Below are 12259 nucleotides of genomic sequence, written 5' to 3'. Positions count from 1 at the left end.
GAGGACCTCGAGGCCCAGGGCGTGATCTTCGTCGACACCGACACGGGACTGAAGGAGCACCCGGAGATCTTCGAGGAGTTCTTCGGCTCGGTCATCCCGGCCGGCGACAACAAGTTCGCCTCCCTCAACACCGCGGTGTGGTCCGGCGGCTCGTTCGTGTACCGTCCCGAAGCGTCCACGTCGAGATCCCGCTGCAGGCCTACTTCCGGATCAACACCGAGAACATGGGCCAGTTCGAGCGGACGCTGATCATCGCGGACGAGGGCTCCTACGTGCACTACGTCGAGGGCTGCACCGCGCCGATCTACCAGTCGGACTCGCTGCACTCGGCGGTCGTGGAGATCATCGTCAAGAAGGACGCCCGCGTCCGGTACACGACCATCCAGAACTGGTCGAACAACGTGTACAACCTCGTCACCAAGCGCGCCACGGTCGAGGCCGGCGGCACGATGGAGTGGATCGACGGCAACATCGGCTCCAAGGTGACCATGAAGTACCCGGCCGTCTACCTCATGGGTGAGCACGCGCGCGGGGAGACGCTGTCCATCGCCTTCGCCGGCGAGGGCCAGCACCAGGACGCCGGCTCCAAGATGGTGCACCTCGCGCCGAACACGTCCTCCTCGATCGATCCGACCCTCGATCGGGTTGGCCCGGTTCACCGTGTCCTCGAACACGATGTAGGGGTAGCCCGACTCGAACTGGAGCTCGGCGAGGGTCTGGAAGAAGTTGCGGGCGTTGAGCTTGGTCTTCTTGATCCGGCCGTCGTCGACCATCTCGTGGTACTTCTCGGAGACGCTGACCTCGCTGAACGGCACGCCGTAGACGCGCTCGACGTCGTAGGGCGAGAACAGGTACATGTCTTCGTTCTTCTTCGCGAGCTCGAACGTGATGTCCGGGATCACGACGCCGAGCGAGAGCGTCTTGATGCGGATCTTCTCGTCCGCGTTCTCCCGCTTCGTGTCGAGGAACTTCATGATGTCGGGGTGGTGGGCGTGCAGGTACACCGCGCCCGCACCCTGGCGCGCCCCGAGCTGGTTGGCGTAGGAGAAGGAGTCCTCGAGCAGCTTCATCACGGGGATGACCCCGGAGGACTGGTTCTGGATCTTCTTGATCGGCGCGCCGGCCTCACGGATGTTCGTCAGCGACAGCGCCACGCCGCCGCCGCGCTTGGACAGCTGCAGCGCCGAGTTGATGCCCCGGGCGATCGACTCCATGTTGTCCTCCATGCGCAGGAGGAAGCAGGAGACCAGCTCGCCGCGCGCGGCCTTGCCGGCGTTGAGGAACGTGGGGGTGGCGGGCTGGAAACGGCCGGCGAGGATCTCCTCGACCAGCTCCCGGCTGAGGATCTGCTTCTCGTACGTCACGACGTTCTCGCTCAGCTCCACGCCGGGCAGCAGCCGCACGGTGGAGCCGGTGGCGATGATCGCGTGGTCGAACGTCAGCGTCTCCGTCCCGCCGCCGGTGAGCCGCACCTCCATCGCGTGCGCGTCGGTGAACGTGCCGTGCCCGTCGTACTCCGGGATGCCGTTCTTCTTCATCAGGTAGTGCACCCCGCGCACCCGCCCGCCGGCGACCTCTCGGCTGCGGTCGAAAGCCACCCCGTAGTCGAAGCGGACCTCGCCGGACATGCCGAACATGTCCGCCTGGTGGGTGAACAGGTGCGCGAGCTCGGCGTTGCGCAGGAGCGCCTTGGAGGGGATGCACCCCACGGACAGGCACACGCCGCCCCAGTACTTCTCCTCGACGACGGCGACCTTCAGTCCCAGCTGCGCGGCGCGGATGGCGGCGACATACCCGCCGGGACCGGCGCCGAGCACGATCACGTCGAAGTGTGCGGTCACGATCCGTGACACTAGGGGCAGGAGTGCCCCGGAGCCACGCTTTTCGGGTCGGTACTTCGGTCGTCCCGGTCGTCTCCGTGACAGCACCCGAGACTCTCCACCGCAGTGGTTCGGGCGGCTACCACGCCGCACGGGAGAGCGCCGGGTCTCCCGCGCGGCAGCGAGGACCGGCCGGAGGTCGAGAAGCCCGTACCGCCGGACGCGATGGCGCGTGACGACGTGGCCGGCGCTGAAGCTGCGGCGCAGTACTTCCTTGAGCTCTATCCGTACGTGTACGCCACTGGCGACCTGGCTGAGTGGAAGGCCATGTCGGATCCCGAGTGCGTGTTCTGTCAGAGCGTCGTTGACAACGTCGAAGAATTGTACTCGGGCGGCGGCTTTGGTGTAGGCCCGGAAATTGAGATACGCACTGTCGACGGGAGTCCCCCGCGCGAGGGTAATGAGTATTTTGCCGTGTGGATCGACGTCGGCGAGGGGAAGTCGTCGATATTCGATGCGCAGGGTGTACAGACGGCCAGTTCTGACGGCGGTCCGGCTGCATTCGATTTCGCCATCAAGCGATCCGAGGGGCGTTGGGTGATCGGTGAGGCCTCCTTTGAAAGGGAGGCCGGTTGATCCGGATGCGAATCCCAGTCAGGTGTGCATTGCCGCTGTCTCTGTTAGGAATGTTTGCGCTCCTGCCCGTCGCCGTCGCATCCGCAGGATCGGGCTTGTCCGGGGAAGCCGGTGGAGACACCGTCACCCTTCACGGGCAAAGAAGGCATCTGCCTGAAGGAGGTGATCGTGGTGGGCTGGTCCACCACCATCAGCACCGGGCCGTGGCCGGCGAGCTTGGCCAGATCGCCCGCAGCTTGGCCTCGTCGCTGGGCAGGGCCTCGTCGAACAAGACCCGTCCCGGCCCGGTCCAGCGCGACCGCGTGGTGCTCGCTCTTGCCGACGTCAAGGCCGACGAAAGACCTCGACCTGGTGGTGTTCCTCGATCAACCGTGCCCCGTTACCTTCTTCGCAGCCCTCGGGTCGTGTTGGATCGGGGGTGCTGGCCTGTCGGGTCCGGTATGGCTCTTTGCCCCCAGTCGTTGATGATCCGGGGGGTGTTGCCGCCGGGGCCGATAGGTGGCTGGTGATCGCTGATAGGGGCCGGGCCAGACACCCTGACCGGGTGCGGAGTCGCCTTCGTAACGTGGATGCCGACGTCAGCCGCCGCGGACAGTCCAGCGTTCGTATCGGAAGCGGGCTAACGGGGGTCACGGGTGATCGGGGAACACCACCAGGTCGAGGTCTTTGTCGGTCTCGACGTCGGCAAGAGCGAGCACCACGCGGTCGCCCTGGACCGCGCCGGGAAGGTCCTGTTCGACAAGGCGCTGCCCAACGACGAGGCGAAGCTGCGGCGTGCGGGCCCCAGGAGCAAACCTGACGAAGGCCACGACCATTCGTTGCCCCTCCTCACGGGGCAGGGCGATAGGGTCCACCCAAACATCTCCCGTGAACTGTTCCGGCGGGTTCTTCGTGGTCGGCGTGCGTGGGTCGATGTCCATCTCGAGTGCTGCTCCGGTCGTCGGGACGCGCTGGCCGTTTCACCGTAGGTCCGCACCGAGGAGCGTGGGGGGCACTGGTAGTACCCGGCTGAGCAGGGCCTCCCACACCTGCGACGGCGGTACCTAGCGTGGTGGCGTGACCCCCACACTGACACTGAACAACGGCATCGAGATGCCCGCTCTGGGCTTCGGCGTGTTCCAGACCGCGCCGGGGGAGACCGTCGCTGCGGTCGAGACGGCGCTGCGTACCGGTTACCGGCACATCGACACCGCTGCCGCCTACGGCAACGAGCGCGAGGTCGGGGAGGCGATCCGTCGCTCGGGCGTGGACCGGTCGCAGCTGTTCGTCGAGACGAAGATCTGGATCAGCGACTACGGCTACGACGCCACGCTGCACGCGTTCGACAAGAGCGCGGGCAAGCTGGGTGTTGACCAGATCGACCTGCTGATCCTCCACCAGCCGCTCCCGACACGGTTCGACCTGACGATCGAGGCGTACCGCGCGCTCGAGACCCTCCTGGCCGCGGGCAAGGTCCGCGCGATCGGCGTCAGCAACTTCATGCCTGACCACCTGCCGTCGCCGAGGAGGAGGTGACGAACGGGTAGGTGCCGTGGTCGACGTCGAGCATCGTGGCCTGGCCGGCCTCGAAGACGATCGTCCTGCCCTCGTCGAGGGCCCGGTTGAGCACCAGGGAGGTGTCGGCGACCATCGGCCGCACCCGCTCGGCGTAGGCGAGCAGGCCCTCGGTGATCTCGTCGACGTCGAAGGCTCGCCGGTTGAAGACCTTCACGAGCATCTGGTTCTTCTGCGCCAGCGCCCCCTCGACCTTCTGGCGCAGGATGGAGGCGTCGAAGAGGTCCTGGACCCGCAGCCCCACGCGGCTCATCTTGTCGGCGTACGTCGGCCCGATCCCGCGGCCGGTGGTCCCGATCTGTCGCTTGCCGAGGAAGCGCTCCGTGACCTTGTCGAGCGTGCGGTTGTAGGACGGGATGATGTGCGCGTTGGCGGAGAGCATCAGTCCCGAGGTGTCCACGCCACGGGCCTCGAGCCCCTCGATCTCCTGGAAGAGCACCTCCAGGTCGACGACGACGCCGTTGCCGATCACGGGGACGCACCCGGGAGAGAGGATGCCGGAGGGCAGCAGGTGCAGCGCGTACTCTCGTTGCTGATCCTCGCGCGAGGTCGCGGAGAGAGCCTCAACATGCGGGGGGCGTATCTCGAGGTGCTCGGTGATCTGCTCGGGTCTGTCGCGGTCGTCGTCGCGGCCGTCCTCATCGCGACCACGGGATGGTGGCGTGCCGACGCGTTGGCGTCCTTCGCCATCGGGGTCATGATCCTCCCTCGCGCATTCTCGCTGCTGCGGGACGTGATCGAGGTACTGATGGAAGCGACTCCGAGGAACGTCGATCTCGCGGGCGTTCGGTCCCACCTGCTCGAGGTGCCGGGCGTCGTGGCCGTCCACGACCTGCACGCCTGGACCATCACCAGCGGAATGCCCGCGCTCTCGGCGCACATCGTGATCGATGCTGACGAGCTCGACCCGGCTCTGGAGTGCGCGACGTTGGATGCGCTCAACCGCTGCCTCACCGGACACTTCGACATCGACCACAGCACGCTGCAGATCGAACCCCTTGGACACCGGCAGCATGAACCGGTCTTCCACAGCTGATCACGCCCCAACCGCAACGCCGCCACGAGCGGACCTCGAGAAGGAGCAGAACCGTGACATACGACTCGACCTCTTCCAGCTGCTGCCACGCCCCGGCGCCGAACGGCCGGGAGGACCTTCTTGCCACCGCTCCGGCGGCCATCGGTGACGACGTCGCCGAGTGCCCTGTGATGCCGGGAAGCATGGTGGTCAAGCGGGACGCCGAGGCGGCAAGGGCTCGCCCGAGTGGTGGATCGCCAACGTCAAGCCCGGCCGCGTCATGTTCGAGCTGGCCGGCGTGGATGAGCAGCTCGCTCGCGAGGCCATGAGCCGCGCGCAGCACAAGCTGCCGATGAAGACTCGCTTCGTGAGTCGTGAGGGTGGTGAAGGCTGATGGCCATCGGAAGCAAGGGCCTGGCCCCGGCCGACCTGGACGGCATGGACAACGACCGTCTCGGGCAGGAGCTGGAGAAGGCCAAGGCCGAGCTGTTCAACCTGCGGTTCTCCGCCGCCACCGGACAGCTCGAGGACCACGGCCGGCTCAAGGCCGTGCGTCGTGACATCGCCCGCATCTACACGATCGTGCGCGAGCGCGAGCTCGGCATCCGCACGGCGCCGAGCACCGAGAAGTGAACGAGGTCCCAGTGAGCGAGAACACGACGTCCACGGCCCCCGAGGCCGACCTGGACCGCAACTTCCGCAAGACGCGCCGCGGGTACGTGGTCAGCGACAAGATGGACAAGACCGTGGTGGTCGAGGTCGAGGACCGCGTCAAGCACGCGCTCTACGGCAAGGTCATCCGCCGCACCGAGCGGGTGAAGGCGCACGACGAGGCCAACGAGGTCGGTATCGGCGACCTGGTCCTGATCATGGAGACCCGCCCGCTCTCGGCCACCAAGCGCTACCGCGTGGTCGAGGTCCTCGAGAAGGCCAAGTAGCACCGGCCTCCCAGCCCCCCATCCGTTCGGCCAGGCTCGGCCCGCCGAGAACCGGCACGCTGCGTAACCGATCGTCAGACTCATGGGGCCATCTTGGCAGGCCGGCTCGTGCTCACCTGCCGGCGGTCAGCCCTGGGGCGGCTCGTCCTCGCCGGCCTCCTCCTTGGCGTCCGCCTCCTCCTTGGTGGCGTGCACGGCCCCCTCCGCGTGGTGCGCCGGGCCGTAGATCGTGTACAGGACGAGGGGGCTCGGGCCCACGTTCACGAAGTTGTGCCTCGTGCCGGCCGGCACCGCGACGATGTCCCCGGCGGCGACGAACTGCTCCTCGCCCTCGATCACTGCCTTGCCGGACCCGGACACGAAGCTGAGGATCTGGTCGTTGTCCGGGTGCGTCTCCTCGCCGATCTCACCCCCGGGCTGGATGGTCATGATGACGAGCTGGCTGTGCTCCCCCGTCCAGAGCACGCGCCGGAAGTCCTGGGACACCTCAGGCTCGACCTCGCGGGACCAGTGGTGGATCGTCATGCGTCTCCTCCTCGATCGTGGTGCTGTGCGGCGTCGTCCCACCTTCTCGCAGGGCCGCCTCGGCCGCAGCCGGAGCAGCAGGGACGACGGCGGAGCTCGCCGGGAGGCAGGGTGGTAGCAAGCACCGGGGACGACGGCGGAGCCCGACGCGAGAGAGGCGACGGCGAGCTCACGCCGGGACGGCGGCCGACCTGTCGGCGTCGTCGAGCGACCCGGTTGCGGTCGCGTGAAGAAGACGTTCAGGCTGCGGACGCCTGGGCCGAGGAGACCTCGTCGCGAAGCCTGAGCCCGCGCGTCAGGCACCTGCGCGAGCAGTGGGTGGAGGTAATGCGGCGCTACCAGGCGGCGGGCCACCTCGGCGCTGACGCGGACCCGGAGGACGCGGCGAAGGCCATGGTCGGCCTCATCCCGGGGTTCATCCTCCAGCGCCTGATGCTCGGCGACGTCACCGCGGACGGCTTCACCCGCGGGGTGCGCCACCCTCCTCGACTCCTGACCCCTATGGGCGCCCCTGCCCGCCTCTCACGCCGACGCACGAATTACTCCAACATCCTCGTCCAAAACTCGTACGACGCGGAGTGCACGGTGGAACGATCGTCAGATCACTAGGGCGCCCTTGATTGGGCGCCCCATGCACGAGCGGGGAGCCCAATGACTGACACCGAACTGACTTATGCCCCCGCGACTGACGGGGTGGCGCCGGGTGCACTCGTCGACAAAGCCAGGGGCGCGGCCCAGACCGAGGGCTTCCAGTCCCAGATCTACAAAGCCATCTCGGTGCAGCGCCCCGTGGTGATCGAGTACCTGAAGTCGCTTCGTCGGGACAAGCCTGACGCCTCCGCCACGGAGATTCTCAAGGAGCTCGACCGCCGCTACGTCACCACAGTGACAACCGCCAGCACGGGGGGTCGGTGCATCGGCAGCGATCCCGGGCGTCGGCATCCCGGTCGCCCTCGGCCTCGGAGTTGCCGACCTGCTCTTCTTCTACGAGACGAGCGCGCTGTACGTCCTTGCCGTCGCGGAACTTCACGGTATCGAAGTGAACGACGTCGCTCGGGCACAGCCGCTCGTCTTTGGGGATGCTGCTCGGCGAGAAGTCGCAGAGCCTGGTGATGACGGTTGTGCTCGGCGCGGTTCCGGGTGCGGCAAGCGTCGACAATGCTCACACCGCCGCCACCGAAGTTCTGGTGGATACCCTTCCGGACGGCTGGGGTGAGGTGCTCACCCAGCAGCTCCCCGACTCCGCGCTTCTCCGGTCGAAGAGCGGCCCAGCAGCGATTTGACGCGGAGGTTCTAGGTACCGCGCGGGCTCGACACGCGACGCGCTCCGCGATCTCGTCGAGTTCTCCGCCCCAGGCCCAGTCATCGTCCTGTGTTTCGAGGCCGAGAATGAATGCTGCCACCGGAGCCTCGTAATCCGCGCCGCGATGGACCTCGAACAGCGGGCGTCTGCCTAGAACGCCAGTGCCGGATGCGGTCGCGTGTACCGTTTGGGCCAGAAGACACCCAGCACTAGGAATGATCGAGGATGCTGATGCTGGTTCCCGACAAAGAAGTATGTATCTTTGTTGCGCCGCACATCTCATCAAGAAACTTTTCTCTGTGAAGTTTCTTGGCCTCGTCGGGCGAGTGCGACGCAAGGTTGCGACGTGCGACTGGCCAGACTCCCAGTCGACAATCTGCTGCTCGTGGCCACGGCATCCCGGCTCTGCGCAGAAGTATTTGTACCTCGCGATGAACGGGGTTGCCTCCAGGACCTCCCGCTCGGTGCCGAAGAGATCGACATCGATTTGCGTACTACCGCCGGGGATGTAGGCAGGATTGTCCTCGATGATCAGATCCTGGACGGAGGGCTTGATGAGCCCCAGTGACGGCGCGGCCTGACCAGCGCTCTTAGCAGCTCGGTGCAGTGCACAGGTTGTGGTTTCGCCAGCGAGGTCGCCGAGGACCTCCCACCGCCGTCGCCACGTGCCACTGCGAGTCAACTACCGGCCCAAGAACCATAGAGTCCAGGTTCGGCTTGAAACTCTCTTGGCGCCGATCCGTAGATCCGCGGTGGGCGAGCAACTGGACGACCTGGTACTTCTCGAACTGTCGGTGCTTCGGAAGTGCCCGGAAGCCGACTGGAAAGAACCTGACCCACTCAGGACGTGGCGTGTCGAGGCGTACGCCACTGGAGCGTGCTGACGTTGTCAGCGGCGGCACGCAGTTCCACGTAGCCGTTCGCGCATCCCACAGTGCGACCAGCGCGAGAAGCATCGCGGCGAGCGCGGCACCACCAAGAGTTCCGACCAGTGCGTACACCCAGCCGTGGAGCCGCTGTCTCCGCGCCCGTCGCGCACGGCCACGTGGCGAAGCGTGGGAGGGACGGTGGGTCACGAGCGTCCGTTCTCCGTCATGAGCCACGATCCTATGCGTACGGCCATGCTCGGCTTTGTACCGTCACGGAGTCGCGTAATGCGGCAGATGCCCCGCCTGCGCGAGATCGGCGAGCTTCGCCGCCCCGGTGTCGCGAGGTGACCGGACGATCCTCAGAGGAAGGCCTGCACTGTCGTGCGTCGGCCATGGAACTGCTAGTGCCGGGTCGAGAGCGTCGAGTGCGGTCTCCTCCACCGACCCGGACGGGCGCGAGCACGCGAACAGGAGGGTCGAGTCGTCCTGCAACGACACGAGAGCGTGAGCGACGCCGGGCGGCACGAACACGGTCCGGCTCCGCTGGTCGTCCAGCATGACGGCGTCCCAGCGGCCGAACGTGGGGGAGCCCGACCGGACGTCCAGCACCACGTCCCACACGCGACCTCTGACGCACGTGACGTACTTGCTCTGCCCGGCCTCTCCGTCGGAGAAGTGGAAGCCTCGCAGGACTCCCGCTCTGGAGACGAGGCCGTGGAGCTGCGTGACACCGAACTCCGGCGCGGGGAACCTCTCACCGAGCAGCCCGATCTCGAAGAAGCTACCGCGTGAGTCACTCCGGACGGACGGGACACCCTCCCAACTTCCTGCTACCCGCAGTTCGTTGAAGTTCACCATTCCCCCATTCCGGGCCTACGAGGCCGCCAACTAGTGACCGGGTCGACACCCGGTCAGCCCGGCGTGTTACTCCTTGGTTTCGATACCATGTTGTCTGGAACGGACGCGTGCGCGACGCGCGGCTCACCGCCACAAGCGACCCGGGGGAGACATAGTGCCTGTGCATGCCGTGCCCATGCATACCGCAACACGGCGCGAGGCGGCACCGAGAGCGGTCTGCACAATCGAACCCTAGAACCGAGCGTCGCCGAGGTGTGGCAATTTCCGCCACACTGGCGCCGGACCGTGCGTATCGTCCGTACGGGTGAGAAACGATGAGGAGCGGGCCGCTGCCGCCGCCGATCCGCGCCTCCCTCCGTGGTGGTACTTCGCCGTGTTAGGCGCAGCTGTGGCGCTGAGCCTGACGCTCATGTGGGTGCATTCCCTCTTCCTTCTCCTTGGCGTCCTCGTCATCATCCCGTTGGAAATACTCCGCCGGCGGAAGGGCTACGTCGTCGAAGACCCCAAGAGCGTGATCGCTCTTCGTTCTCCACTTCCGGGGGCTTTCCTCATGGTCGTGATCAGCCCGCTGATACTGATAGCGGCATTCGTCATCAGTGGAGTCTTCTTCCTCGGGGCACCCTCCTGCTCTGGGCGGTCCTCGTCATCGCAGGAACCGTTGGTGCGGTGGTGACCCTCATCTCGCGGACTTCGGCAGTGCGCCAGATGGCTGCGATCCAGAAGATAGAGGGGCAGCGTGATGCTGCTGCCGGTGGAGGGGACGGGGCTTGAGAGTGGCACCGCGAGGGGAGCGAGCAGCGAAGAAGACCCCGTTGAGCGAGAGTGACGTCCACGTCCTCGCGCGAACGGTCCGCGAAAACTGGTCGGCGGCGGCCGGTGCGGCCGGCGCTAAGGGCACGGAGAGCGCGGAAGGAGCACACCGCGCGGTTGGCGAGAGTTGGTCTACGGCATGAAACTTTGCGATGACTTCACCGAACATCTCGTTGCGGCGATGCAGTTCACCGGTGCGACGTTCTTCTGCGACTGAGTACCGTGCAACCCCAGCCGCTACAGCGGCGCCAATGACGCCGCCGAGGACCGCTCCCCAGATTTCTTCCACAGGAGGAACGCTACAAGTCCGTTGAGACATGCGTTCCCCTGGACCTCACCAAACATGGCGAGGCGATCCACAGGACGCGCTGTGTCAGGCCGTCTGGGACACGAACTCGGCAAGCGGAGTCAGGTCATGCTCCCAGAACAGAATGACGCCCGAGTCCTGGGCCGTCTCAAGGCATCTCATGTCAAAACGCCGGCCAGGACCACCGCGGTAAGCATGTGCGTGCCGAACTGCTCGCGCCAGTCAGTGGCCTTGCCTCCGACTTCGCGATTCACTCGCTTCCAACTGTTCTTCGGGCCGTTACTTACCTTGCATTCGATGGCCAGCAAACGGCCGTCGTGCAAGCGGGCGGGGACGTCGCACTTTGCCTTGGCAATGTTGCGCTCTTTTGAGTAGGTCCCTCGCGCCATGTCATCGAAGAACTGAATAGGGCTTCGCGCTACATCGAGAGAGAGCCCAGCATTCGCCAGTGCTTGCGCGGTCGCCGCCTCCTGTCGTGTCGATGCCTCGCCGCGCCGCTCTGTTGCGAGCTGTTGCGCCCAGAGAAGGGAAGTCGAGAGGATGGCGGCATCTCGCTCCGCTGTGGTGGGCGCACCACCAGCCTCTACCCACGGAAACCGTACGGGGTCGATCACCACGCGGATGGCATCGGCAGTCGCTTCCGCGAACTTCGCTGCCGACGATCATCCGCATGGTGGTGGACTTGCCCGCACCGTTCGGACCGAGGAAGCCGGTGACGGTGCCGGGCGGGATGGTGAAGCTGATGCCGTTGACGGCGGTCTTCGCGCCGTACCGCTTGGTGAGGTTGCGTGCCTCAATCATGTTGAGCCCTCTGTCGTCGGTCCCAGGCCTACGGCGGTGTCGTGCAGCCGCTCGTGCGCACCGGTGCTGTCGGGACTCAGTCAATTCGGACCGCGCTGTCTGCGGATCGGGGATGCGCCTGATTTCTCCCCTGAGGGTCCGCGCCGATGACTCAGGGTCGAAACAGACGACCAGGTGATGCCACCCTTCGGCTACCGCAGCACCACCTCGGCGGCCCCCGCGGCGTCCCACATCGTCTCGAAATTGTCCTCGTACTGCTCGTACACGGCCTTGCTGCGCAGCTCGAGCAGGGTCTCGTCGTTCCGGTACAGCGAGGTGTGGGTGTAGTTGTGGCTGCCGGTCAGCACGAGCCGGCCCGCGGACTCCTGCCCGGTGGCGCCGTCGACGAGGAGGTACTTGGAGTGGATCCGCCCCGGCAGGGACGAGCCGCTGCCGAGCTCCCGCAGCTCGATGTCGGCCTCGGTCAGCACCTGCTCGATCTCGCGTCGATCGCTCGCGCCGCCGGTCGGTCGCCTGGCGGGGAGGCTCGTGAAGCCGGCAGGCCCAGCGGCGGGAGCGACGCGTGCCACGCGGGCGGGCGGCGCCCGGCCTCGACGACTCCGTGCAAGACTGTCCCCCAGACATTCGCAGGTCCGGTGGAAGGGAACCCCGTGAAGAGCTCGCTCATGATGTTCGCCGCCCAGGAGGCGGAGCACGCCGAGGCCGCCGGTGCGGCCGTGAATCCGTACGTCCTCGGCGCGATCACCCTGGCGGTCTTCATCTTCCTGCTCCTGGTGACGTACGCGTTCCGTAACGTCCACACGCGTCACTGACCCCGCCGCTG

At 66.4% G+C, this 12259-nt stretch carries 12 protein-coding genes and 9 pseudogenes; 12 read left to right on the top strand and 9 right to left on the bottom strand.

Features of this window, described 5'->3' with window-relative positions; all coding sequences use genetic code 11:
• Positions 1–150: 150 nt before the first annotated feature.
• Positions 151–626: pseudogene (locus DA06_RS23505) on the top strand (SufD family Fe-S cluster assembly protein); the annotation flags it as partial.
• Here DA06_RS23505 and DA06_RS23500 read toward each other — a convergent pair.
• Positions 627–1841 (bottom strand): annotated as a pseudogene (locus DA06_RS23500) (FAD-dependent oxidoreductase); the annotation flags it as partial.
• Positions 1842–1946: 105 nt separating this feature from the next.
• Here DA06_RS23500 and DA06_RS23495 point away from each other — a divergent pair.
• A complete protein-coding gene (locus DA06_RS23495) occupies positions 1947–2456 on the top strand; it encodes a DUF6318 family protein (protein ID WP_418606211.1) in 510 nt (169 codons plus the stop codon).
• A gap of 164 nt (positions 2457–2620) precedes the next feature.
• On the opposite strand, the pseudogene DA06_RS23490 reads toward DA06_RS23495, so the two are convergent.
• Positions 2621–2794: pseudogene (locus DA06_RS23490) on the bottom strand (IS110 family transposase); the annotation flags it as partial.
• Positions 2795–3091: 297 nt separating this feature from the next.
• On the opposite strand from DA06_RS23490, the pseudogene DA06_RS23485 reads away from it, so the two are divergent.
• A pseudogene (locus tag DA06_RS23485) lies at positions 3092–3229 on the top strand (IS110 family transposase); the annotation flags it as partial.
• Here the strand turns inward: DA06_RS23485 and DA06_RS23480 are convergent.
• Positions 3230–3376: pseudogene (locus DA06_RS23480) on the bottom strand (cupin domain-containing protein); the annotation flags it as partial.
• A gap of 172 nt (positions 3377–3548) precedes the next feature.
• Here DA06_RS23480 and DA06_RS23475 point away from each other — a divergent pair.
• Positions 3549–3950: pseudogene (locus DA06_RS23475) on the top strand (aldo/keto reductase); the annotation flags it as partial.
• On the opposite strand, the pseudogene DA06_RS23470 reads toward DA06_RS23475, so the two are convergent.
• Positions 3943–4536: pseudogene (locus DA06_RS23470) on the bottom strand (adenylosuccinate synthetase); the annotation flags it as partial. The pseudogenes DA06_RS23475 and DA06_RS23470 sit on opposite strands and share 8 nt — an antisense overlap.
• Between DA06_RS23470 and DA06_RS23465 the strand changes: the two are divergent.
• The 4 genes and pseudogenes from DA06_RS23465 (at position 4522) to rpsQ (ending at position 5963) form a co-directional block, all read left to right on the top strand.
• Positions 4522–5046, top strand: a complete 525-nt coding sequence (locus tag DA06_RS23465) for a cation diffusion facilitator family transporter (RefSeq protein WP_418608185.1) — start codon at positions 4522–4524, stop codon at positions 5044–5046. The pseudogene DA06_RS23470 and the gene DA06_RS23465 sit on opposite strands and share 15 nt — an antisense overlap.
• Positions 5047–5254: 208 nt before the next feature.
• Positions 5255–5419: pseudogene (rpl16, locus tag DA06_RS23460) on the top strand (large ribosomal subunit protein uL16); the annotation flags it as partial.
• Positions 5419–5658 (top strand): 50S ribosomal protein L29, encoded by a 240-nt coding sequence (gene rpmC, locus DA06_RS23455; RefSeq protein WP_043498186.1) that lies wholly within the window; start codon positions 5419–5421, stop codon positions 5656–5658. The pseudogene rpl16 and the gene rpmC, both read left to right, overlap by 1 nt.
• A gap of 11 nt (positions 5659–5669) precedes the next feature.
• Positions 5670–5963 (top strand): 30S ribosomal protein S17, encoded by a 294-nt coding sequence (rpsQ, locus tag DA06_RS23450; protein WP_043506413.1) that lies wholly within the window; start codon positions 5670–5672, stop codon positions 5961–5963.
• Positions 5964–6089: 126 nt separating this feature from the next.
• Here the strand turns inward: rpsQ and DA06_RS23445 are convergent, their stop codons facing one another.
• Entirely contained in the window at positions 6090–6488 is a 399-nt protein-coding gene (locus DA06_RS23445; protein ID WP_418606210.1) for a cupin domain-containing protein, read from the bottom strand.
• 327 nt (positions 6489–6815) lie between these two features.
• On the opposite strand from DA06_RS23445, the gene DA06_RS23440 reads away from it, so the two are divergent.
• Together DA06_RS23440 and DA06_RS23435 are read left to right on the top strand one after the other, a co-directional pair.
• Positions 6816–7097, top strand: coding sequence for a hypothetical protein (locus tag DA06_RS23440; protein ID WP_418606209.1), 282 nt, complete (start codon positions 6816–6818; stop codon positions 7095–7097).
• 470 nt (positions 7098–7567) lie between these two features.
• Entirely contained in the window at positions 7568–7771 is a 204-nt protein-coding gene (locus DA06_RS23435; RefSeq protein WP_418606208.1) for a hypothetical protein, read from the top strand.
• A gap of 1159 nt (positions 7772–8930) precedes the next feature.
• On the opposite strand, the gene DA06_RS23430 is transcribed toward DA06_RS23435, so the two are convergent.
• The gene (locus DA06_RS23430; RefSeq protein ID WP_418606207.1) at positions 8931–9515 is read right to left on the bottom strand and encodes a dTDP-4-dehydrorhamnose 3,5-epimerase family protein; all 585 of its coding nucleotides are present in this window, start codon (positions 9513–9515) and stop codon (positions 8931–8933) included.
• 307 nt (positions 9516–9822) lie between these two features.
• On the opposite strand from DA06_RS23430, the gene DA06_RS23425 reads away from it, so the two are divergent.
• Positions 9823–10191: a hypothetical protein gene (locus tag DA06_RS23425; RefSeq protein ID WP_043498039.1), complete on the top strand. Its 369-nt coding sequence runs from the start codon at positions 9823–9825 to the stop codon at positions 10189–10191.
• A gap of 602 nt (positions 10192–10793) precedes the next feature.
• On the opposite strand, the gene DA06_RS23420 is transcribed toward DA06_RS23425, so the two are convergent.
• From DA06_RS23420 to DA06_RS23410, 3 genes and pseudogenes are all read right to left on the bottom strand, one after another.
• On the bottom strand, positions 10794–11252 hold the full coding sequence (locus DA06_RS23420) for a XamI family restriction endonuclease (protein WP_418606206.1): 459 nt from the start codon (positions 11250–11252) through the stop codon (positions 10794–10796).
• A 37-nt stretch (positions 11253–11289) separates the two neighbouring features.
• Positions 11290–11436: pseudogene (locus DA06_RS23415) on the bottom strand (ATP-binding cassette domain-containing protein); the annotation flags it as partial.
• Positions 11437–11627: 191 nt separating this feature from the next.
• Positions 11628–12005 carry a phospholipase D family protein gene (locus DA06_RS23410; protein WP_418606205.1) on the bottom strand — a complete coding sequence of 126 codons (378 nt, stop codon included), beginning with the start codon at positions 12003–12005 and terminating at the stop codon, positions 11628–11630.
• Between the two features lie 81 nt (positions 12006–12086).
• Between DA06_RS23410 and DA06_RS23405 the strand changes: the two genes are divergently transcribed.
• A complete protein-coding gene (locus tag DA06_RS23405) occupies positions 12087–12248 on the top strand; it encodes a hypothetical protein (protein WP_418605328.1) in 162 nt (53 codons plus the stop codon).
• Positions 12249–12259: the final 11 nt, after the last annotated feature.

This window comes from Georgenia sp. SUBG003, from assembly GCF_000715355.2.
GTDB lineage: Bacteria > Actinomycetota > Actinomycetes > Actinomycetales > Actinomycetaceae > Georgenia.
The sequence above is the reverse complement of the archived record's forward strand: the minus strand, read 5'-3'. Positions and strand labels throughout refer to the sequence as shown.